This is a genomic window from Bradyrhizobium sp. CIAT3101, from assembly GCF_029714945.1.
Classification (GTDB): Bacteria; Pseudomonadota; Alphaproteobacteria; order Rhizobiales; family Xanthobacteraceae; genus Bradyrhizobium.
The window spans coordinates 8048658-8067662 of the sequence record NZ_CP121634.1; the positions used below are offsets into that span (position 1 = coordinate 8048658).

The following is a 19005-nucleotide window of genomic DNA, read 5'->3' on the forward strand; positions in this document are numbered from 1 at the left end:
AATTATCCCCTCAAACGAGACAATTACTCGCTCATGGCCAGAAAGCCGCCCGCGCACCCATCGCTCGACCCGTTTGACCGAGCCATCCTCCGGATCCTCCAGGCGGACAACAAGACGCCGCAGCGCGCGATCGCCGAGAGCGTCCATCTGTCGACAGCTGCGGTGCAGAGACGGGTCGCCGCGCTCGAGGCCGCGGGTGTCATTGCGCGCAACGTCGCGGTGGTCGATCCGGAAGCGGTGGCGATGTCCATCACCGCGATCGTGGAGGTCTATTTGCGCGATGAGCGATCGGCGACGGTTGATGCAGCTAAGGCGGCGTTCAGAAAGACGCCCGAGGTGCAGCAATGCTACTACGTCACGGGCGGGACGAGCTTCGTCCTCATCGTCGTGACCCGCGACATGCGAAGCTACGAGACGTTCACGCGCAAGGTGTTCGAGGAAAACGACTCGGTCAACAACTACCGAACCCTCGTCGTGATTGATCGCGTGAAAACGGACACGCAGATCCTGATCGAAGACTGACGGTGCTGGACATCGCTATTGATCCAAGCGGGTCTCAGCCATTTGCTCAACTTCGGAACACTGGCCGCCGATCACGCAGTGGCCGACGTCCGCCCTGCGCTCGCGGCGCTCAAGCCGCGCAAGCTTGCCATCCTCTCCAATGGCAGCCGGGGGAGGGAGCACATCTCCGATCAAAGCCTCAGACTTGCGCGAGGCCGCCGTCGACGAAAATATCGTCGCCGATCATGAAGCTGCCCTGATGACAGCTGAGGCGTGTGCGACGCCGCTATCTACTTCCTGGCTTGTTCAATCCTGGTCGTGCTGGCCGGGCCGACAGCCATCGCTTGAAGAACCACCTCGCCGTCCTTTGCCATCGCGTAATGAGAGATTCTCGCCGGCTCGATCAGGAACGAGCCGGGCGGGTATGCCTTGAGTTTACTTTCATCCCACTGGTCGCCGTTCGCGTAGTAAAATGTGCCGGACAAGACGACGGCGGTTCGTGTCTCTCCGTGCCAATGCGGCATGATCTTGAAGCCAGCCGGGATCCTCACCCGTTCCGAAAATACTTCCGCTTTTTTCGGGTCGCCATACAGCACAGCGATTCCCACCGCCCCGTCGAATCCCTTGAACTGAATGTCCTGAGGAAGCGTTGCGACAACGGCATCCTGGGCAAAAGCCGGCACCGACCCGCTCAGCATGAGCAACGACGCAGTCGCAAGGCCGATCAATGAAGATGCCGGCCTTGTAGAAATTGCGTACGTCATGTCTCAATTCCCCCTGGGTGTCGGTTGGACCCGCGTGTGCAGCCCGAGCTACGCCACGCGCCTGAGGCAAAATGGAGGCGCCTGATCCTGTACTTCCTCGCCCAGGGCGGTCCGACCCGCTATGGCGAACTCCGGCGCGCCATACGTGACGTCAGCGACAAGATGCTGATCCAGCAGCTTAAGGAAGCGGAGGCCGACGGTCTAGCTCGCGCTGCAGTGCGTGTGAGCGCCCCGTCATTTCACCAGGAGAGCTCGCCAATAATTCCTCCTTTGTCGGAGACCCGCGCCAACCGCACGAACAAAACCTTACGCCGAGAACGGGCCCACCTGCAGCTTGGCGCGTCCGCTTTCCTTGCCGCCCTCCTTCAAAAATCGACGTTCTTGAATCAGCTTCTCAGCCAGGGCTGTCTTGTTAGCGCGTAGAGCGGCTTCGAGAAGATACTGGTCGAAGATGTCCCGCTGGGCATGGCTCGCGCCGACCGGACCGGTCACGTGACGCAACGGTAAGATTCCGTCGATGACGTCGTCATATCGCTTCTGCTCGAAGGCGACGATGCTCTCGCAAAGCGGAACGCCGAGATTCCGGATGACGCTGCTGACGTACTTCGTCTCGTCGCGAGAATAAGATTTCATGGAATCGATCAATCGTCTGGCTGAGTCGAACCGGCCGTCACGCGCCAACGACATGACGAAATGAATGTCGGTGAAGATCAAAGCATGATCGTCGATGTGGTTTTCGGCGTAGTCCGCCAGCTTCGCCCAACGGGCACCGACGTCAACGCCGCGGAATTCCAGTCGCGTCAACAGCGACGCCGCATTTTGGATGTCCAGATAGAAATCCGATTTTTCGCCCATCACGGCCACATCGTAGAGATCCAAAGCGCCATCGAGCCGGCCCGCATCGATGTTGAATAGCGCCTTGTGCCACCAAAGGTGCCGACGGAACGGATTCCGGTCGTTCCAGATGTCGAGCGGATGGTCGAGCCACTTCAGGCCGTCGTCGTGCCGACCTTGCATCTCTAACACGTGCGCGACGGCATGCAGCGCCCAGAGGTCGTCCGGACTGACTTCGGAGGCTTCACGTCCATAACGCTCGGCGTTGACGTAGTCACCGTTCTCCTCGCATCCGAAAGCGAGCATGCCGAGAAGATTGCCATAGCCGGGGACGTCCTTTCGCCAATCGGCCAGCACCGATGCGGGCACCGACCTCAGCGCACGGGTTTGTCCCGTCCAGAAGCTGTTGAAGTGATGGAGGCGCAGGGCCAGAAGATCGTGCGGATGGTCGTAGAGAATGCGCTCCCAGCACGCGTTCGCAGCCAGTAGATCGCCGTCGATCCAAAGACGCAGCGCTTCGACGTGCCGCCTTTCGCGATCCGTCGCTCCTTCGGATGTGAGCAGGGCTTGCACAAGCGACGCCCTGGCCTTGTCGAGAACCGCGAGCGTTCCGAAGATCATGAAGAAGTAGCCGCGCAGACAGTGCGCCATGCAGAACTCCGGATCCAGGTCCGTCGCCCGCTTCGCCAATGTCATCGCCGTCGTGCGGTACTCGAGGAAACTCCCGATCGCCTGGTTGTAAGCGGTAACAGCGTCCTCGTTCCTGGAACTCAGCTCCAGATTTCGATCGTCAAACATGGGATCCCCGTTCCGTCGGGCTTAGCGAGGAGCGATCGCGGATCGGCTGGAGCAGCGTCGAGCGTGCTCGCCGGCACTGTCGGTCGCAGCTCGTCGCCAAAAACGAGCGACGGCCTGACCTATTCGGCCGCATCGCGAAGCGCGGCGGTCGGTTTGTAGCCGTCTCGCGTTTGCGGGGCCTTCATGCCGAGCATCCGAGAGGCGACCAACGTCCTCAGGACCTGCGCGGTACCGCCGGCGATCGTGAACATGCGCGCGTCCCTGACGGCGCGCTCCATCGGATAATCCCTGGAGTAACCACGCGCCCCGAAGAGTTGGAGCGCCTGATTGGTGACTGCGTTAGCAGTCTCCGAGGCGATGATCTTCGCTTGGGCCGCCAATAGCGGGTCCGGGAACGGATCGGCGCTCAACGCCGCCTGGTGAAGAGAAAGCCGCGCCGCGTTGAGCGCGATGGCCATATCGGCCACCATCCATTGAAGGCCTTGAAATTCGGCGATCGGCCGTCCGAATTGCTCGCGCTCCTTCGCGAAGGCCACCGCTCTCTCGAACGCGCCTTGGGCGATCCCGAGTGCGACGGTGCCTGCACCAACGCGTTGGCTATTGTAAGCGTTGATCAGATCCGCAAAGCCGCGACGCAGACCGCGCGGCGGCAGGACGAGCATGTCTTCCGGGATCTCGAGATCCTTGAAGATGATTTCCGTCTCCGGGATCCCGCGCAGCCCCATGGCGGGCTCCCGCTTGCCGACGACAAGTCCCGGGGTCCCCGCCACAGCGAGGAAGCCGCCGATGCCCTGCTCGACGCCGCTCTGATCGAAAACGCGCGCGAAGATCAAATGGAGCTTCGAGACACCGCCGCCGGTAATCCAATGCTTTTTGCCGTTGATGACATAAGCCCCGCCACGCTTGTCCGCACGTGTCGTCATTTCGGTCGCGGCCGACCCGGCCTCCGGCTCGGTGATGCAGATGGCAGGCTTGTCGCCGCCGAGGACCAGTTCGGCCGACATGCGCTTCTGCTTCTCGGTCCCGTACTGCATGACCGCCGAAATGGCGCCCATATTCGCTTCGACGGCGATCCGCCCCGTCGCACCGCACACGCGGGCCATCTCTTCGATGATGAGCGTGGCCTCGAAGAAGCTCCCGCCGCGACCGCCATACTCTTTCGGAATCGTATATCCCATGAAGCCGGCCTGCTTCAGCCCGGCCACGTTGTCGAAAGGATAAGATTCGGTCCTATCGACCTCCGCCGCCTTGGTTGCGAACTCGGATTCAGCCAACTCTCGCGCGGTGGCCCGGAGCTTCGCGTGTTCGGGCGACAATTTCATCTGCATGGTCGGGACCCTTTCCGGCAACGGGACATCCCGGCAATTCGCTCGGAAACCCATCGAAAATCAAACGAATATTTTATGGGCCCGACTTCAAAAAATGTTAAGTCAAGGTGATGAGCATCAGACAACTCCGGACACTCGTAGCCATCGCCGACCGAGGCAGCTTCAACGCCGCCGCGCAGCGCCTGTTCATCACCCAATCCGCAGTCAGCATGCAGATGAAGGCTCTCGAAGCCGAGATGAGAGCGAAACTGTTCGACCGCGCCAGCCGTCCTCCCGTGCTGAACGCCAACGGCTGGAGGCTGGTCGACGAGGCGCGCCAGATCATCGAGCGGTACGATGCGCTTCGGCTGCTCGCTTCGGCCTCGACGACCGGCCTGACTGGATCTGTGCGGCTGGGGGTGATCCCTTCAGTAGCGACGCACTTGCTGCCTCAGACCTTGTCCAGACTGCGGGCCGACCACGCGAGCTTGCGTATCCAGGTGCAGAGCGGACTTTCGCCCGAGCTTGCATTCAAGGTCGAAAGCAATACTTTGGACGTCGCCATTATCACGGAACTGGAAAGGCTCGATCCGGCAATCGTTTTCGAACCGATTTCCGAAGAGGAGTTGAAGGTCGTTATCCATAAGGATCTGGCCCGCGGCTCGATCGCAGATCTCTTGCGGGCTCATCCGTTTATTCGCTTCGACCCAGCGATGGGTGTTGGCAGGATCATCGATGCAACCTTGCGCGAGCGTCGCATTCCGGTGAACGACTTTATGGAATTCGACAGCATCGAGACGATGGTCAGGATGGTCAAATTGAAGCTTGGGGTCGCAGTCATCCCCGTCGGCTTGTTTTCCTTCGGATCGGCCGACAATGTCAGATCGATTTCGTTCGTCCCACCGGTCCATCGGAGGATCGGGATGGTGGCGCGTCGCGGCATGATCGACGCACCCACGGTTCGGACCGTGACCGAGGCGTTCAAATCTTTCGCTGGCGCATCTCGCACCACGGCGCACGTCCGCAGGAAGAAGAAGTGAAGGAAGCCAAATCGGGGGAAACTCCGCTTCGGTCACGAGCCACCGATCACGCTTGCAGTGGTACACCTCCGCTACGCTTTGATAAGCTGACGATCGCGCGCACTCCCTTACTTGGAAGGACAGCCCATGAGCATCAAAGCCGTCGTCTTCGACGCCTACGGGACGCTCTACGACATCCAGTCGGTCGCGGAGATCACCGAGGACGCGTTTCCGAGCTATGGCGAGATCATCACGCAGGTCTGGCGCATCAAGCAGCTCGAATACACCTGGTTGCGCACGCTGATGGGGCGTTACCAGGATTTTGCCGCCGTCACGCGCGACTCGCTGGCCTATACGCTGCGCGTGCTGGGGCTTGCCTACGAGAACGAGGCCTTCGAGCGCGTCATCGAGAAATATCTGCATCTCGATCTCTATCCGGACGCCACCACCGCGCTCGCGGCGCTCAAGCCGCGCAAGCTTGCCATCCTCTCCAATGGCAGCCCGGATATGCTGAATGAGCTGGTGCGCAACTCCGGCCTCGATCGCCTGCTCGATGCCACCATCAGTGTCGACGCGAAGAAGATCTTCAAGCCGAGCCCGCAGGCCTATGAGCTGATCGGCGAGGTGCTCGGCACGAAACCGGACGAGGTTCTGTTCGTCTCCTCCAATCCCTGGGACGTCGCCGGGGCCAAGTCGTTCGGGCTGAATGTTGCCTGGATCGAACGGGTGACGCCGGAGGCCATGGCGCTGGCTTGCGTCGAGAACGAACTCGTGGCACCGCTAACGATGTTCAAGGCGATCCGCACCCAGATGGACGAGCTCGGCTTTGCGCCGGATCATCGTGTCCATTCGCTCTCGGAGCTGGCAAAGATCGTCTGACTATCGCCGCCCGCCCGCAAGTCCTCGATGAGCTGACTGGAATGAGCCTGGAATCCGTTCGCGCCTTCTTCGCCGAGAAAGCCCCCGACATAACAGTCATGGAATCCCCGATCAGCTCGGCGACCGTGCCGCTGGCTGCCGAAGCCTATGGCGTCGAGCCCGGCATGATCGCCAAGACGCTGTCCTTGCGTGTCGGCGAGCGCGTGATCCTGATCGTCGCGGCCGGCACCTCGCGCATGGACAACAAGAAGGTGAAGGCGCAATTCGGCGGCAAGCCGAAGATGCTGGGACTGGAAGAGGTCGCCGAGATCACCGGCCACGAGGTCGGCGGCGTCTGCCCGTTCGGGCTGAAGGCACCGCTGCCGGTTTATTGCGACGTGTCGCTGAAAGCGTTCGACGTGGTGGTGCCGGCTGCAGGCTCGACCCACAGCGCCGTGCGCATCACGCCGGACCGGATGGCCGAGCTGACCTCCGCCGAATGGGTCGATGTCTGCGAGCACAGGCCGTAACGCGGGCGTCTAGCCGCCCCAGCCACAGTAGGGACGACAGCGATAGCGTACGCTATGCCCGAAATGCCAATGGCCGAAGCCCCGGTGCCACCAGCCGAAACGCGCTTGCGCGAGGTCGCTCTCCTGCACCATCGGCCTGGCGGCTCCGGATAAGGGAGTGACCGGGGCGGCCATTGCGGGTGCGCCGAGCAACATCGCGCTGATTACGATAAGCGTCGCAGGCATTTTGGTCATGGACATGCCATTCCTCCGATCCGCAACGTCCGACCGCAATCAACCTGGCTGACCGCAATTCGTTGCACCCTTATGACGATTTCGGGGCAGGACGGCCGGTCGCCGAACCGCGATGGCGCCGGATGTGATGGCTGATGCATTTGCCGGTCAGGGAGGCTAGTGTAGGAACCATGACCGACGACAAGGTGAAACGACGACTGACCACCGTGCTGTGCGCCGACGTGCACAGCTATTCTCGTCTCATGGAAGCCGACGAGACCGGAACGCTGGAGACGCTCCGCCGCTACTTCGCTACTATGGCGCGATTGGTCGAGCGGCATGATGGCCGCATCGTCAATACCTGGGGCGATGCCGTGATCGCCGAATTCGCCAGCGTCGTCGAGGCCGTGCAATGCGCGATCGAAATCCAGCAGGAAGTTTCCAATCAGGAGTCGGCCCCGCCCCAACTGAACCCGATGCGATTCCGCATTGGCATCAACCTCGGCGACGTCATGGTGGACGGCACCAATATCTATGGTGACGGCGTCAATATCGCATCACGCCTGCAAGAGCTCGCCGACCCCGGCGGCGTCGTGATCTCGAGCTCCGTCTACGATCAGGTCCACAACAAGCTGTCCGTCGGCTTCGATTGCCTCGGCCAGCGCCCGATGAAGAACATTGCGCCCCAGACCAGCTATCGGGTGACCATGAGTGGCCGGACCAGCGGGCAAGGAAGCTTTGCGGTCAACGAAAGCCCACCTCGCCGGGAGCAAGCAGGTCCCCTGCAGATGGGCGACAGGCGCGATCCATCCTCATGGATGGGTGCCCTCTCGAATTGGCTGGCCAAGCTGCCCCGCCCGGTTGCAGCGGCCCTTACGATCTCGGGCTTTCTGATTCTGATCAATCTTTTCACCAACCCGCACAGGATCTGGTTTCATTGGCCAGTCGCAGCAATATTCTTCGGTGTCCTCATGCGAACCGCGCTCGGACATCGACCCGACAGCAAGGAAGAGCGCTGAACGCGGCGGCGCGACCGCACCTTCGCGCCTGCCCCTGCCACTCCGGATCGTGCCCTCACCGGCGCTAATCGTCGTCATCGTCATAGGGCCGCGGCTGCGCCTGCGGCGGCGGAAGCGGCGCATTGTTGTAGCGCGGCGGCACGCCTCGACCGCGCGGAACCTGGCTCTGCTGCGGCATCTGATTGTTGGACTGGAACACCGCGCGGCATGCGCTCGAGAGCTGCGGCGTGTTCGCTTGCAGGCAGGCCACAATGCGGTTCTCGTCGGGAATCTGATCACTGCACAGGCGCCACACATCGGGCGTACAGGCCATCTGTTGTTCCAGGGTGCCGCGATGCTCCTGCGCGAACGCGGCACCCTGCGTAGCCAAGCCGCCGATGACAAGCGCCACACCCAGCGCAATTCGCTTTGTTCGCATGGTCCCAATTCCTTCTCGGGTCTCTCGATTTGTCTTCAATCAATGAGACGCGGTCAGGTTCTGGACCAACAACAAAACGTGAAAACGCGGTGGGAACCTACTCGACCTTGCCGATCTTCTTGACCGCCGCAATCAGCCGCGCGCTGTCGGTCGCGACGAAGTCGGAGAATGCCGGCGCATCCTGATAGGCGACGAGGCTGCCCGAGGCATCGAATGTCCTGAGCACGTCCGGGCTCGTCATCACCTGCGCCATCGCCTCGCGCAGGCGGCTCGCGATCGGCGCCGGAAGAGAGCTCTGCGCGAACAGTCCGGCCCAGATGTACATCTCGACATCCTTGTAGCCGAGCTCCTGGAAGGTCGGCACGTCGGGAAAGCTCGCGACGCGCTGCGCGCCGCAATTGCCGAGCACGCGCAGCTTGCCGTCGTCGACCTGCGGCTTCAGCGTGCCGGGCGCGGCGGCGATGGCCTGCACGGTGCCGCTGAGCAGCGCGGTCAACGCCGGCCCTGCGCCGCGGAACGGCACGTGCAGCAGCTTGATGTCGGCGCTGTTGGCAAACATCTCCATGGCCACGTGCAGCGTGCCGTAAGGCCCGGATGAACCATAGGTGATCTGGCCCGGGCGCTTCTTCGCATCCTCGACGAATTCCTGCGCCGTCTTCCATGGCGCCGAACTCGGCACCGCAAGCAGCGTGGGATCGGCCAGCACGCGCGCGATCGGCATGAACTGCGACACTTCATAGGCGACGGGGCGATCGAACAACCGGTCAGCCTCGGGCAGCACCGCGAGCGAGGACAGCGTCATCAGCAGCGTGTAGCCGTCGGGCTCGGCGCGCGCGGCCGCGGCATTGCCGACCGATCCGCCGGCGCCGCCGGCGCGGTTGTCGACGATGACGGACTTGCCGAGAATGCGCTCCAGCGCCTGCGCGACGGGACGCGCCGCCAGATCGGCCTGGCCGCCGGCCGGGAACGGCACGATCATGGTGATGTTGCGCACCGGATAGGCTTGCGCGAAGGCCTGGTCCGGTAACGTGGCCCGCATCAACGGCAATGCCGCAACGGCGCGCAAGACGTCACGTCGGTCCATGGCAGCCCCCTCCCTTATTTTCTTGTTTCGGCGCCAGCCTAGCGTGGCGACCGGCAAGAACAAGCCGTTTACGAAGCGTTATCCATGTTCGCCCCGCTCCGGAACGCATCCCTCCACCCTCCGTTGCCTTCAGAGGGTCTTGCCGGGGAGGATGCCGAGGGAGTGTGTCATGGGAAAGCTCGCGACCATCGACTTGGCGCTGGACGAGATGCTGGTGAACCTGGCTACGATCGTCCTGCGGCTTTCAAAGCCCGAACTGACGCGAACGCCGGAAGCGCGCCGCGCCCTGGTGCAATCGGTCCATCAATACGCGGTGTGCGCGGCACGCTCGACCGACCCGCGTGTTCATGAATTGAAGCTGGAGCTGGAGCAGACGCTGAAGCCGAGCCTGCGCATCGTCGCGATCGATGGGGTGAAGGTGACGTAGTCGGGCCACAAAGCGAGACGCCCCCGTGCGCGCCGATATCGAGACGCTTGCGATCCCTTCAGGCGAAGACGTGGGCACGCTGCGCTTTGCCCACCCTACGAGAGTTTGCTCGGACGATGGATTCGCGAGATCTCGTAGGGTGGGCAAAGGCGCAAAGCGCCGTGCCCACGATCACTCACCGAATTGCCCCGCGATATCCCGCATATCCCCTCCCCAATCCACGGGAAGGGTGCCCTGCTCGACATACCGATGAAAACTGCTGAGCGACCAATCGCGCACCTGGGTGACGAGGCCGTGCTTCACGGGGTTGAAGTGAATATAGTCAACGTGCCGCTCCAAATCCGCGTCGTCGCGAATGGCGTGCTCCCAATAGCGGCGCTGCCAGATGCCCTTTTCGCGCTTTCTCAATTTGCTCATTGAAGGCGGCCCAGCCTCCAAGCCTCGCGAGAAGCCGCCCTTGATCAGATTCCAGCGCGATGGAAAGTCGACGTCGCCATCCGGCAACGCCCAGATCGCGTGAAGATGGTCTGGCAAGATACAAATAGCGACCGTCTCGAATGGGCGGCGTTGCTGGACAGTCCGGTAAATTCGCCTCAGGCGATCGAAATGATCTACGAGCAGAGTGCTTGAACGGTCCGCGAGCACGACTGTGAAGAAGAACGTGCTGCCCTGCGCGCGCCGATATCGAGACACTTGCGATCCCTTCAGGCGAAGACGTGGGCACGCTTCGCTTTGCCCACCCTACGACAGCTTGCGAAGACGATAGACTAGCGAGGTCTCGTAGGGTGGGCAAAGGCGCAAAGCGCCGTGCCCACGCGATCTATCCCGCCTTCCCACCTTTCTTCGGCTTCCGCTTGCACGTGCCCGGCAGCTTCGCGGCGAGGAAATCGCCGAGCGCTTCGACGCGTGCGGGGCGCGGGCCGCCGGGTGGGGTCACGAGGTGCACGGCGCCTTCGGCCTGCTTCCAGTCCTTCAGGATCACTTCGACTTCACCGGACGAAATTGCCTCGCCGACGATGAACTCGGGCAGCTCGGCGATGCCGAGGCCAGCGATCAGCGACGGCATCACGGCTTCGCCGTTGTTGACACGAAGCAGGCCGCCGGGGCGGACGCTTGCCTGCTCGCCGGCGGAATTGGTGTAGTGCCAGACGTTCGGCGTCGAGAGATAGGCGTAAGCGAAGCATTTGTGCTCGGCGAGATGCATCGGATGCGTCGGCCGGCCGTGCTTCTTGAGATAAGACGGCGCAGCGACCGTGAAGCGCGGCATGGTGAAGAGCCGGCGCGCGATCAGTGACGAGTCCGGCAGCCGCGCGATCCGCACCGCCATGTCAAAGCCTTCGCCGATGAGATCGACGGTCGCATCGCTCAGATGCAGATCGACGGAGACTTCCGGATAGACCGCGAAGAACTCCGGCAGCAGCGGCGCCACCGCCTTGATCCCGAACGTCATGGGCACCGCGAGCCGCACCAGGCCGCGCGGCGCCACCGATTGCGCCAGCGCCTCGTTCTCGGCCGCCTCGCCGTCGGCGAGCAGGCGCGTCGCGCGGTCGGCGAGCTTGTGCCCGGCATCGGTCAGCGCGAGCCGGCGCGAGGTGCGGTTGAACAGGCGGGCGCCGAGCCGTTCTTCCAGGCGCGTGACCGCCTTCGACACCGTCGCCTTGGACATCGCCAACTCGCTCGCGGCCCCCGCAAACGACCGTAATTCCACGACTTTTGCGAAAATCGCGAGCGCCTCGAAATCTGGAAGTTTTGCCATGGCAGCGATCCAATCGGGATATTTAAGGAAACAATGCGTTTCAACAGTTTCTATTTCTATACCACAGGCGGAGGCTTATCCAAGGGTCGTCAGAAATTCAGGAATGGAGAAATCCAATGACCAAGAAGCTCTCAGGCAAGGTTGCCCTCGTCACCGGCGGCTCGCGCGGCATCGGCGCGGCCTCGGCCCGCGCTCTCGCCGATGAAGGCGCAGACGTCGCGATCAGCTACGTCGCCTCACCCGAAAAGGCCGAGGCCGTCGTCACCGAATTGAAGGCCAAGGGCGTCAAGGCCCGCGCTTTCAGGGCGGATCAGGCCTCCGCCAAGGACGTGACGAAGCTCGTCAACGACGTCGCCAGGGAATTCGGCCATCTCGACATCCTCGTCAACAATGCCGGCGTCGCCAATGGCGGTGCGATCGACGACGCCAATGCCGACACGACCGCGCTGGAGCGGCAGGACCAGGTCAACGTGCACGGCGTGATCGCGGCGATCCGCGCCGCCTCGCAATTGATGGGCGAAGGCGGCCGCATCGTCACCGTCGGCTCGATGCTCGCCGACCGCGCCTCGTTCCCGGGCCTTGCCGACTACGTCGCCACCAAGTCGGCAGTGGTCGGCTACACCAAGGGCGCGGCACGCGACCTCGGCCCGCGCGGCATCACCGTCAACGTGGTGCAACCCGGCTCGATCGACACCGACATGAATCCGAAGGACGGCGGCGAGTTCGCCGAGACCCAGCGCAAGCAGCACGCGCTGCAACGCTTCGGCCGTCCCGAGGAAGTCGCTGCCGGCGTGGTCTTCCTCGCCAGCCCCGAAGCCTCCTTCGTCACCGGCACCGTGCTCAACGTCGACGGCGGGTTTGGCGCCTGATCAAGGCGCCAAACCACTCACACAAGGACTACGCAGATGATCGAACTCAGACCTTTCAACAAACTTGGCGGCGCCGATCACGGCTGGCTGAAAGCAAAACATCATTTCTCGTTCGCAAGCCATTATGACCCGAACAATATGGGTCACGGTGCTCTGCGGGTGTGGAACGATGACGAGATCGCGCCGAACACCGGCTTTCCCGCCCATCCCCACGCCAACATGGAAATCATCACCTATGTGCGCGAAGGCGCGATCACCCATCAGGACAGCCTCGGCAACGAAGGACGCACCGAGGCGGGCGACGTGCAGGTGATGAGCGCCGGCAGCGGCATCCGCCACTCCGAGTACAATCTGGAGCCGACACAGACGCGCATCTTCCAGATCTGGATCGAACCGACCGCGCGCGGCGGTCAGCCGACCTGGGGCTCAAAGCCGTTTCCGAAGTCGGATCGCTCCGGCAAGCTCGTCACCATTGCGAGCGGGATCGAAGGCGACACCGACGCGCTGCCGATCCGCGCCGATGCGCGGGTGCTCGCCACCACGCTGAAGGCCGGCGAGAGCGCGGAGTACGAACCCGAGAGGTCACGTCACCTCTATCTGGTGCCGGCGGCAGGCGCAGTCGAGATCAACGGTGTGCGCGTCAACGCCCGCGACGGCGCCGCGATCCGCGACGAGGCCAGGCTGAAGATCACCGCGCTCGAAGACTCCGAGCTCGTGCTCGTCGACGCCGCGTAACCCTTCAAGCAATCAATCATCTCACCCAATTCAACGGAGACCACCATGACCAAAGTTCTCGTCCTGTATTATTCCGCCTACGGCCACATCGAAACGATGGCGAATGCCGTTGCCGAAGGCGCGCGCGAAGCCGGCGCCACCGTCGACATCAAGCGCGTGCCCGAACTGGTGCCGGCCGAGGTCGCAAAGGCTTCCTATTACAAGGTCGATCAGGCCGCACCGATCGCCAAGATTGAAGACCTCGCCAATTACGACGCGATCATCGTCGGCACCGGCACCCGCTTCGGCCGCATGGCCTCGCAGATGGCGAACTTCCTCGACCAGGCCGGCGGGCTCTGGGCCAAGGGCGCGTTGCACGGCAAGGTCGGTGGCGCCTTCACCGCAACCGCGACCCAGCACGGCGGCCAGGAGACCACGCTGTTCTCGATCATCACCAACCTCCTGCATTTCGGCATGACGGTGGTCGGCCTGAACTACGGCTTCGCCGGCCAGATGAAGCTCGATGAGGTCACCGGCGGCGCGCCCTATGGTGCTACCACGATCACCGGCGGCGACGGCAGCCGCCAGCCCAGCGCCAATGAGCTGGCCGGCGCGCGTTATCAGGGACGCCAGATCGCGGAGACCGCCAAGAAGCTGCACGGTTAAGCCTGGGGTTCACAACAGCTGCATGGCTGATGCGACCGGGGCGGCATTCTCTCAAGGGAATGCCGCCCCATCTATGTCCGTAGAAACGATGCTTACGAGACGCAGGACTTCCGAGACGCAGGACTTCTGAGACGAATGGCTTTCGAACTTCTCTTGATTGCACAGATGATCCGCAGGCCGGCCCAGGCGTTTGCGCGCCGCTGGTATTGCCGCAGCCTGTTCCGCGCCTCGCGCGGCCGGTTTCACTGCGCCGAGTGCAAGGGATCCTGACCGTCACGCCTGCGTGATGTCGCCGTGCGCCGGGATGCTGACGGTTGGCGCAGCAGCGAGCGCCGTTGAGAGCCACCAGCCGTCGCCGGCAAACCAGCAGGTCTCGTCGGGCGTGTCCGCTCGCCGAAACGACTGCACGCTCTCCCATCCCCTGGCGAACGCCGCGGCCAATCGCTTGCCGGCATCCGCATCCTGAAGTCCGGCGCAACCGATGAACTGCGCGCGGCTCAGGAACTTGGCGGGCCAGGCGCCCCCCTGCTCCGGGCGCGTGATCATCAACATGCCGCCGAGCATGCCCTCCGGCGCCAGCGGAAACACCAGCCGGCCTCCGGGACGCAACGCCGCGAGCCATTCCGTGGCCGGCTGCGCCGCGCCCGCGCAGACATAAATCACGTCGACATCGGGCAGATCGGACGCAATGCCCGAGCGCTCGCGCAATTCGACCGTGGCGATGTCCTTCAGGTTCTCGCGGGCAAGCGCCGCCAGGCGTTCGTCGATCTCATAGGCATAGACGCGGCCATTGCGGCCGACGAGTTCGGCGAGAATGGCGGTGTAGTAACCGGTGCCCGCGCCGATCTGCAGCACGGTCTCGCCTTCCCTGACGCCGGTGCCACTAAGCCAGTAAGCGTGTGCGCCCGGCATGCCGATGTTGACACCGCGCGCGGGATCGAGTGCCAGCAGCGCGTTTTGATAGAGAAAGGCTGGATCGTCATCGGGCGTCACGACATAGGGATGGCCGCCGAACGAAATCGACCACGGGCCGGGGCCGGCGAAAGGTTCGCGCCTCACGGTGCGAAAAGCCTGCTCGAGACGAGGGTCTGTTGCCTTGGCCGCAGCGCAGATCAACTGCGCATAGAATGCGCGATATTTGGCCGAACGATCGTCCATGTCGCCTCCGGGTTGCGGCAAAGACGATAGCACAACGATTGCGATATTCGAGTGACCTTGCAACCCGCGAGGGTGCGCCGCCCTAGCGCGGACCTTTGCCAAGCGCCCGCGCCGCAAGGGCAGCAAGCTTCGGATGGCGGCGCAGGCCCTGAGCCGTATGATCGCGAAGCACATAAGGCAGCCCGCGCCAGGACAGCGCGACGGTGACATCGGTCAGGGCGACCTGTTCGGCGCCGAAGCGGCGCTTGTAGTCGTGATTGCCGATGCTGAGATCGAACCGGCGCGCGCCCTGCGCATGCAGGGCCGCCATGGTGCGCTCGGTGACGAGAAGCCCGGGCGAGCAATTCGCCCATTTCTTGCCGGCATGGCCGATGCGCAGCAGATAATAGGTCGCGCCGTATCTGACGCCGAGCGTGGTCGCGACGATCCCCTCGTCGCAGACGAGCGCCGAGATCACCGCATAGCCTTCCGCAACCCCCTGCCGCGCCACCTCGCGATAGAAGGCTGCATGCGCTTCGTCGTTGAGGACGAACCGCGAGCCGAGCTTCCGCATGCGCTCCTGCTGCTGGGCGTCCAACACGTCGAGAAGCTCATGCGCCCGCGCAACATCGGTCGCGATCTCGAACCGCGCGCCGGCATGGCGGCTGAACACGCGCCAGCAGCGCGGCATCTGCATGCGCCTGATCGAGGCCTGATAGTCCGCATAGTCGTCGCCGGTCAGCACGAGGTTCGCGTTGAGCGAACAGGAGCCGAGCCGACCGAGCGACACCAGCGGGTTCGGCTTGGTGCCGACATAGGTCGGCAACTTCTTCAGGCGCAGCAGGTCCAGGCCATCAGGCAAGGCGCGTAAAGCATTCACCAACGCCGCGCCGATGGCCTGCGCGCCGGCGGCATCGAAGGTTGCATCGCAAGCCAGGATCGGCGCGTTGTTGTCGGAGACGCCGAGATCGGCAAATTCGACGACGCGGATGCCGCGTCGTGCGTGGCTGAACATCGGCACCATCGCGATGTCCTTGCCGGTCGCCGTATCGGTGATAACAGCGATCAAGGGGGCTACGCCATGAAAGGCGTTGTACCAGGCACCCAACCAGTAACCATGCTGGAATGCCGTGCGATGACCCGCATTCAGGCGCAATGCGGCCGCTCGCCAGTCACGCAGGAAATCAACCGAGATTCCCGACGTGCTGGACACCCGACCGTCTAGTTGTTCGACGCTGAGAAACGCCATGTGCGGGGCATACAGTTACAATACGTGTCCAGATAGATTATGTTTTGTCGCACACCACAAGTTACGTCGCTGCTTATCGTTAAGCGGATACCGTCGCGGCTGACCCAATGTCCTCGTGTCCCGATATGAAACGCGCGCTGCGACAAGTTGTCAGCGCGCGGGTTCCATTTGCGCGACGCATTGGAACCTTGCGAGGAAATGCAATCCGGCGACCGCAAGCGCGAACATGAACCACACCGGGTTCTGCCGCTCGAGCAGGAAGGTCTCGGTCGTCCCGAAATACAGGCCGAACAGCCAGATCGTCAGGAACAGCTTGCCCAGCGCGTTGCTACGGTTGTGGGCCTGGACCTGCTGGAAATTGCGCAACGGCGTCCAGACGAAAATGAGGATGACCAGCAGCAGGCCCGGCAGGCCGATGGTGACTGCGAGATCCAGATAGCTGTTGTGGCTGTGCGCTGCGGCCACGGCCCATTCCGAGCCCTGGGTGGTCTTCCCCTCCGCCGCGCCGTCCCAGAACGCCGCATAGCCATGACCGGTGATCGGCTTTTCCGCGACGGCCGTGAGCGCAAACTCCCAGACCTCGGCACGACCGGTGAAGGTCGGATCGACCGGAAGCGCCCGCGTGATGCTGCCGAGCACCGGGCTCATGACGCTGCCGACCGTCAGCAGGTTCATCACGATCAGCGGCGCGAAGCAGATGACCCGCTTCAGCCACAGGCTGCGCGTGGCGTAGACCAGCGACGCCAGGGCATAGATCGCAAGGCACAGCACCGACGAGGTCTTGCCGCCGGTGAAGATCAGGAAGATGCCGGCCAGCAATGCGATCGCCGGCCCCATCACGAAGGAGCCCACGGCTGACAGGTAAATACCGACATAGACCAGGATGCTCATCACCGGCGAGGCGACGTTCTTGTGGTCGAAGCTGCCACGCCAATCGCCGGCAAGCTGCGGCTCGGTGATGTCGAGCGCGCTGTGGATCGCATACTGCGGGGCAAAGAAGATTCCGAGATAGCACACCACCAGCAACACCAGCGCGGCGCCGCCGAGGCACAGATTGAAGCTCCGCGGTGTCGGCGGCAGCAGCGGTAGCAGGACCGCAAGCGTGGTCGCGCTGGCCGCAAGCACGAAGCGCTGGATCGAGACGTCGCGGCTCCCGGAGAATGCGAGATTGATCAGCATCCAGCCGATCAGGCAGAGATGCAGCGGCGTGACCAGGCTTCGAAGCGCGGGCGCATCGGTGGTGAGGGTGAGCAGCACCGCGACCGCGGCCAGCAATCCGAACGAGATGTAGGTCGTCGCCAATCGTCCGCCGACGACGGTGGCAATGTCGGGGCTGCTCAAGTCCTGAAACGGATCGAGCGTGATCAGGACCAGCAGCAGGGCCGCGACGGCGACAAGACAGCGCGCCACGGTGACGACGTCGAGCCTCGCCAGCACGCCGTGCAGCGCGTGGCCGAGCGAGCGGGCCTCGACGTCAGTCATGTCTGCGGCGCTGCGATCCATGCCTCAAGGCCTGACAGGACGATGGGGGACCTCCGAGGTCTAGCCCATCCCCGTTAACCATCCGTCAACCAGCACATCGGCAGTTGCAGGAACCCGGCTCTGCTGTGCGACGCTGCGCGCGATCTCGTAATATTGCAGCGCGCGCTGCTCCAGTGTCAGGTTGTCCATGATGTAGCCGCGCGGATCGAACTTGCCCGCGGTGCAGCCGGCCCAGAAATCGGTCCAGCTGTCCTCGAAGCCGGCGCGGTCGGCGAATTTGAGCCCGCAGCGATCGTCCCAATAGGGCACCGACGACACCGGCCCGAACTGGACCCGGTGCGGATAATAGTCGGGATCCCGCCATGGACCGCCGGGATCCCAGGCGAACACCGGCACGCCGCAGGACAGCGCCTGCTGATAGGCGATGCCCTGGCTCTCGTTCTGGCACAGGAAGATCATCGCGCGCGAACGCGCCAGCGCGGCCTGATAATCTTCCTCCTTGTAGCTGCCGTAGCGCAGCTCGGTGAAGGTTCGGCCTTCGCTTCTGAGTCGGGCGCGGACCGGCTCGACCAGCTCCGGCACGTAGCGCTCGCGGTTCAGGCTGACCTTGTCGTAGAGCAGGATATCGACGGTCTTCTCGCGCGGGCGCGACGGCGCCCAGAGTTCGGTATCGATGCCGACGGGCCAGGCTTCGGTCTCAGGCCAATGGGGCCGGTACATGTCGGCATACCAGTCGCCGGGCACCAGGAATTTCTTGACCGGAAGCCGCTTGAACAGGTCGGGATCGTCCAACGGATGATTATAGGCACAAACGCCAAGCAGGATCGGGTTCTTCCATGCGAACTTGTCGAGCAGGAAGGCGCGGCCGATGATGCAGGCGACTTCCTCGGGATGCTGCGCGATGTAGCCGTAGTCGTTGACGCGGTAGCGGATGCCGAGCCGGTCGAGCCCTGCACAGAGATTGAGGAACACGCGCAGCTGCCCGCTCATCCGCGGCTCGCCGAACAACATCTTGCGCGCCATGCGACGCAGATGACGGTCGCCGGGAAACCAGCGATCGTCCTTGTCCTCGTAGAACAGGTTGAGGATCATGTCGTCGGGATCGTAGTCGAATGTCTTTGCGGGCACAGGGTCCATCCGGGGCAATCAGGCCTGCATTCTCGCATGAGACCGGCCGTCGCATCTCTCGAAAGCAGTGACAGACTTAACGCCACAGGTTTAACGCTAATCTACGAAACCGACGACGAGACGGCCTTCGCAACAACGATTTGATCGTTATGTGAGTATGATCCGCGACTGCCCGATCGCCGACAGCCTGGTTAACAGATCCTTAAATACGACGAGCCTTCGCTTGACACTC

The 19005-nt window shown here is 63.1% G+C and carries 22 protein-coding genes; 10 read left to right on the plus strand and 12 right to left on the minus strand.

Annotated features, from left to right (window positions below; translation table 11 throughout):
- Positions 1 to 33: 33 nt before the first annotated feature.
- On the plus strand, positions 34 to 522 hold the full coding sequence (locus QA645_RS37680) for an Lrp/AsnC family transcriptional regulator (protein ID WP_283046145.1): 489 nt from the start codon (positions 34 to 36) through the stop codon (positions 520 to 522).
- Positions 523 to 791: 269 nt separating this feature from the next.
- Here QA645_RS37680 and QA645_RS37685 read toward each other — a convergent pair whose 3' ends face one another.
- Positions 792 to 1265 (minus strand): cupin domain-containing protein, encoded by a 474-nt coding sequence (locus QA645_RS37685; protein WP_283046146.1) that lies wholly within the window; start codon positions 1263 to 1265, stop codon positions 792 to 794.
- Positions 1266 to 1301: 36 nt separating this feature from the next.
- Here QA645_RS37685 and QA645_RS37690 point away from each other — a divergent pair, with 36 nt between their 5' ends.
- Positions 1302 to 1688, plus strand: coding sequence for a winged helix-turn-helix transcriptional regulator (locus tag QA645_RS37690; protein WP_283046147.1), 387 nt, complete (start codon positions 1302 to 1304; stop codon positions 1686 to 1688).
- Here QA645_RS37690 and QA645_RS37695 read toward each other — a convergent pair.
- Positions 1572 to 2897 (minus strand): tetratricopeptide repeat protein, encoded by a 1326-nt coding sequence (locus QA645_RS37695; RefSeq protein WP_283046148.1) that lies wholly within the window; start codon positions 2895 to 2897, stop codon positions 1572 to 1574. The genes QA645_RS37690 and QA645_RS37695 overlap by 117 nt on opposite strands.
- Before the next feature lie 119 nt (positions 2898 to 3016).
- Positions 3017 to 4225 carry a 3-sulfinopropanoyl-CoA desulfinase gene (gene acdA, locus QA645_RS37700; protein WP_283046149.1) on the minus strand — a complete coding sequence of 403 codons (1209 nt, stop codon included), beginning with the start codon at positions 4223 to 4225 and terminating at the stop codon, positions 3017 to 3019.
- 110 nt (positions 4226 to 4335) lie between these two features.
- Here acdA and QA645_RS37705 point away from each other — a divergent pair, with 110 nt between their 5' ends.
- From QA645_RS37705 to QA645_RS37715, 3 genes are all read left to right on the plus strand, one after another.
- A complete protein-coding gene (locus tag QA645_RS37705; protein WP_254134482.1) occupies positions 4336 to 5244 on the plus strand; it encodes a LysR family transcriptional regulator in 909 nt (302 codons plus the stop codon).
- A gap of 126 nt (positions 5245 to 5370) precedes the next feature.
- On the plus strand, positions 5371 to 6102 hold the full coding sequence (locus tag QA645_RS37710; protein ID WP_283046150.1) for a haloacid dehalogenase type II: 732 nt from the start codon (positions 5371 to 5373) through the stop codon (positions 6100 to 6102).
- A gap of 41 nt (positions 6103 to 6143) precedes the next feature.
- Entirely contained in the window at positions 6144 to 6611 is a 468-nt protein-coding gene (locus tag QA645_RS37715; protein WP_283046151.1) for a YbaK/EbsC family protein, read from the plus strand.
- A gap of 9 nt (positions 6612 to 6620) precedes the next feature.
- On the opposite strand, the gene QA645_RS37720 is transcribed toward QA645_RS37715, so the two are convergent.
- A complete protein-coding gene (locus QA645_RS37720; RefSeq protein ID WP_254134485.1) occupies positions 6621 to 6851 on the minus strand; it encodes a hypothetical protein in 231 nt (76 codons plus the stop codon).
- Between the two features lie 164 nt (positions 6852 to 7015).
- Between QA645_RS37720 and QA645_RS37725 the strand changes: the two genes are divergently transcribed.
- Complete coding sequence (locus QA645_RS37725; protein WP_283046152.1) at positions 7016 to 7843, plus strand: adenylate/guanylate cyclase domain-containing protein; 828 nt, start codon at positions 7016 to 7018, stop codon at positions 7841 to 7843.
- A 64-nt stretch (positions 7844 to 7907) separates the two neighbouring features.
- Here QA645_RS37725 and QA645_RS37730 read toward each other — a convergent pair whose 3' ends face one another.
- Both QA645_RS37730 and QA645_RS37735 read right to left on the minus strand, forming a co-directional pair.
- Entirely contained in the window at positions 7908 to 8261 is a 354-nt protein-coding gene (locus QA645_RS37730) for a hypothetical protein (RefSeq protein WP_254195690.1), read from the minus strand.
- A 97-nt stretch (positions 8262 to 8358) separates the two neighbouring features.
- Positions 8359 to 9345, minus strand: coding sequence for a tripartite tricarboxylate transporter substrate binding protein (locus QA645_RS37735; protein WP_254195691.1), 987 nt, complete (start codon positions 9343 to 9345; stop codon positions 8359 to 8361).
- A gap of 169 nt (positions 9346 to 9514) precedes the next feature.
- Between QA645_RS37735 and QA645_RS37740 the strand changes: the two genes are divergently transcribed.
- Positions 9515 to 9772, plus strand: coding sequence for a hypothetical protein (locus tag QA645_RS37740; RefSeq protein WP_283046153.1), 258 nt, complete (start codon positions 9515 to 9517; stop codon positions 9770 to 9772).
- Positions 9773 to 9943: 171 nt separating this feature from the next.
- Here QA645_RS37740 and QA645_RS37745 read toward each other — a convergent pair whose 3' ends face one another.
- Both QA645_RS37745 and QA645_RS37750 read right to left on the minus strand, forming a co-directional pair.
- The gene (locus tag QA645_RS37745; RefSeq protein ID WP_283046154.1) at positions 9944 to 10465 is read right to left on the minus strand and encodes a transposase; all 522 of its coding nucleotides are present in this window, start codon (positions 10463 to 10465) and stop codon (positions 9944 to 9946) included.
- A gap of 127 nt (positions 10466 to 10592) precedes the next feature.
- Positions 10593 to 11528 (minus strand): LysR family transcriptional regulator, encoded by a 936-nt coding sequence (locus QA645_RS37750; RefSeq protein WP_283046155.1) that lies wholly within the window; start codon positions 11526 to 11528, stop codon positions 10593 to 10595.
- Positions 11529 to 11644: 116 nt separating this feature from the next.
- Here QA645_RS37750 and QA645_RS37755 point away from each other — a divergent pair, with 116 nt between their 5' ends.
- Genes QA645_RS37755 through wrbA form a run of 3 tightly spaced genes read left to right on the plus strand, consistent with a single transcriptional unit; the run spans position 11645 to position 13777 of the window.
- Positions 11645 to 12397 (plus strand): SDR family oxidoreductase, encoded by a 753-nt coding sequence (locus tag QA645_RS37755; RefSeq protein WP_254134491.1) that lies wholly within the window; start codon positions 11645 to 11647, stop codon positions 12395 to 12397.
- A gap of 36 nt (positions 12398 to 12433) precedes the next feature.
- Complete coding sequence (locus tag QA645_RS37760; protein ID WP_254195694.1) at positions 12434 to 13132, plus strand: pirin family protein; 699 nt, start codon at positions 12434 to 12436, stop codon at positions 13130 to 13132.
- A 45-nt stretch (positions 13133 to 13177) separates the two neighbouring features.
- Complete coding sequence (gene wrbA / locus QA645_RS37765; protein ID WP_254134493.1) at positions 13178 to 13777, plus strand: NAD(P)H:quinone oxidoreductase; 600 nt, start codon at positions 13178 to 13180, stop codon at positions 13775 to 13777.
- Positions 13778 to 14050: 273 nt separating this feature from the next.
- Here the strand turns inward: wrbA and QA645_RS37770 are convergent, their stop codons facing one another.
- From QA645_RS37770 to QA645_RS37785, 4 genes are all read right to left on the minus strand, one after another.
- Positions 14051 to 14935, minus strand: coding sequence for a methyltransferase domain-containing protein (locus QA645_RS37770; protein WP_254134494.1), 885 nt, complete (start codon positions 14933 to 14935; stop codon positions 14051 to 14053).
- An 82-nt stretch (positions 14936 to 15017) separates the two neighbouring features.
- Entirely contained in the window at positions 15018 to 16163 is a 1146-nt protein-coding gene (locus tag QA645_RS37775; RefSeq protein WP_283046156.1) for a GNAT family N-acetyltransferase, read from the minus strand.
- Positions 16164 to 16313: 150 nt separating this feature from the next.
- Positions 16314 to 17666 (minus strand): O-antigen ligase, encoded by a 1353-nt coding sequence (locus QA645_RS37780; RefSeq protein ID WP_283046157.1) that lies wholly within the window; start codon positions 17664 to 17666, stop codon positions 16314 to 16316.
- A 39-nt stretch (positions 17667 to 17705) separates the two neighbouring features.
- Entirely contained in the window at positions 17706 to 18773 is a 1068-nt protein-coding gene (locus QA645_RS37785; RefSeq protein ID WP_283046158.1) for a glycosyltransferase family 1 protein, read from the minus strand.
- Positions 18774 to 19005: the final 232 nt, after the last annotated feature.

Coding starts and splice junctions, on each gene's coding strand:
- QA645_RS37680 (WP_283046145.1), top strand. CDS start 34: ATGGCCAGAAAGCCGCCCGCGCACCCATCGCTCGACCCGTTTGACCGA.
- QA645_RS37685 (WP_283046146.1), bottom strand. CDS start 1,265: ATGACGTACGCAATTTCTACAAGGCCGGCATCTTCATTGATCGGCCTT.
- QA645_RS37695 (WP_283046148.1), bottom strand. CDS start 2,897: ATGTTTGACGATCGAAATCTGGAGCTGAGTTCCAGGAACGAGGACGCT.
- acdA (WP_283046149.1), bottom strand. CDS start 4,225: ATGCAGATGAAATTGTCGCCCGAACACGCGAAGCTCCGGGCCACCGCG.
- QA645_RS37705 (WP_254134482.1), top strand. CDS start 4,336: ATGAGCATCAGACAACTCCGGACACTCGTAGCCATCGCCGACCGAGGC.
- QA645_RS37710 (WP_283046150.1), top strand. CDS start 5,371: ATGAGCATCAAAGCCGTCGTCTTCGACGCCTACGGGACGCTCTACGAC.
- QA645_RS37715 (WP_283046151.1), top strand. CDS start 6,144: ATGAGCCTGGAATCCGTTCGCGCCTTCTTCGCCGAGAAAGCCCCCGAC.
- QA645_RS37720 (WP_254134485.1), bottom strand. CDS start 6,851: ATGTCCATGACCAAAATGCCTGCGACGCTTATCGTAATCAGCGCGATG.
- QA645_RS37725 (WP_283046152.1), top strand. CDS start 7,016: ATGACCGACGACAAGGTGAAACGACGACTGACCACCGTGCTGTGCGCC.
- QA645_RS37730 (WP_254195690.1), bottom strand. CDS start 8,261: ATGCGAACAAAGCGAATTGCGCTGGGTGTGGCGCTTGTCATCGGCGGC.
- QA645_RS37735 (WP_254195691.1), bottom strand. CDS start 9,345: ATGGACCGACGTGACGTCTTGCGCGCCGTTGCGGCATTGCCGTTGATG.
- QA645_RS37740 (WP_283046153.1), top strand. CDS start 9,515: ATGGGAAAGCTCGCGACCATCGACTTGGCGCTGGACGAGATGCTGGTG.
- QA645_RS37750 (WP_283046155.1), bottom strand. CDS start 11,528: ATGGCAAAACTTCCAGATTTCGAGGCGCTCGCGATTTTCGCAAAAGTC.
- QA645_RS37755 (WP_254134491.1), top strand. CDS start 11,645: ATGACCAAGAAGCTCTCAGGCAAGGTTGCCCTCGTCACCGGCGGCTCG.
- QA645_RS37760 (WP_254195694.1), top strand. CDS start 12,434: ATGATCGAACTCAGACCTTTCAACAAACTTGGCGGCGCCGATCACGGC.
- wrbA (WP_254134493.1), top strand. CDS start 13,178: ATGACCAAAGTTCTCGTCCTGTATTATTCCGCCTACGGCCACATCGAA.
- QA645_RS37770 (WP_254134494.1), bottom strand. CDS start 14,935: ATGGACGATCGTTCGGCCAAATATCGCGCATTCTATGCGCAGTTGATC.
- QA645_RS37775 (WP_283046156.1), bottom strand. CDS start 16,163: ATGGCGTTTCTCAGCGTCGAACAACTAGACGGTCGGGTGTCCAGCACG.
- QA645_RS37780 (WP_283046157.1), bottom strand. CDS start 17,666: ATGGATCGCAGCGCCGCAGACATGACTGACGTCGAGGCCCGCTCGCTC.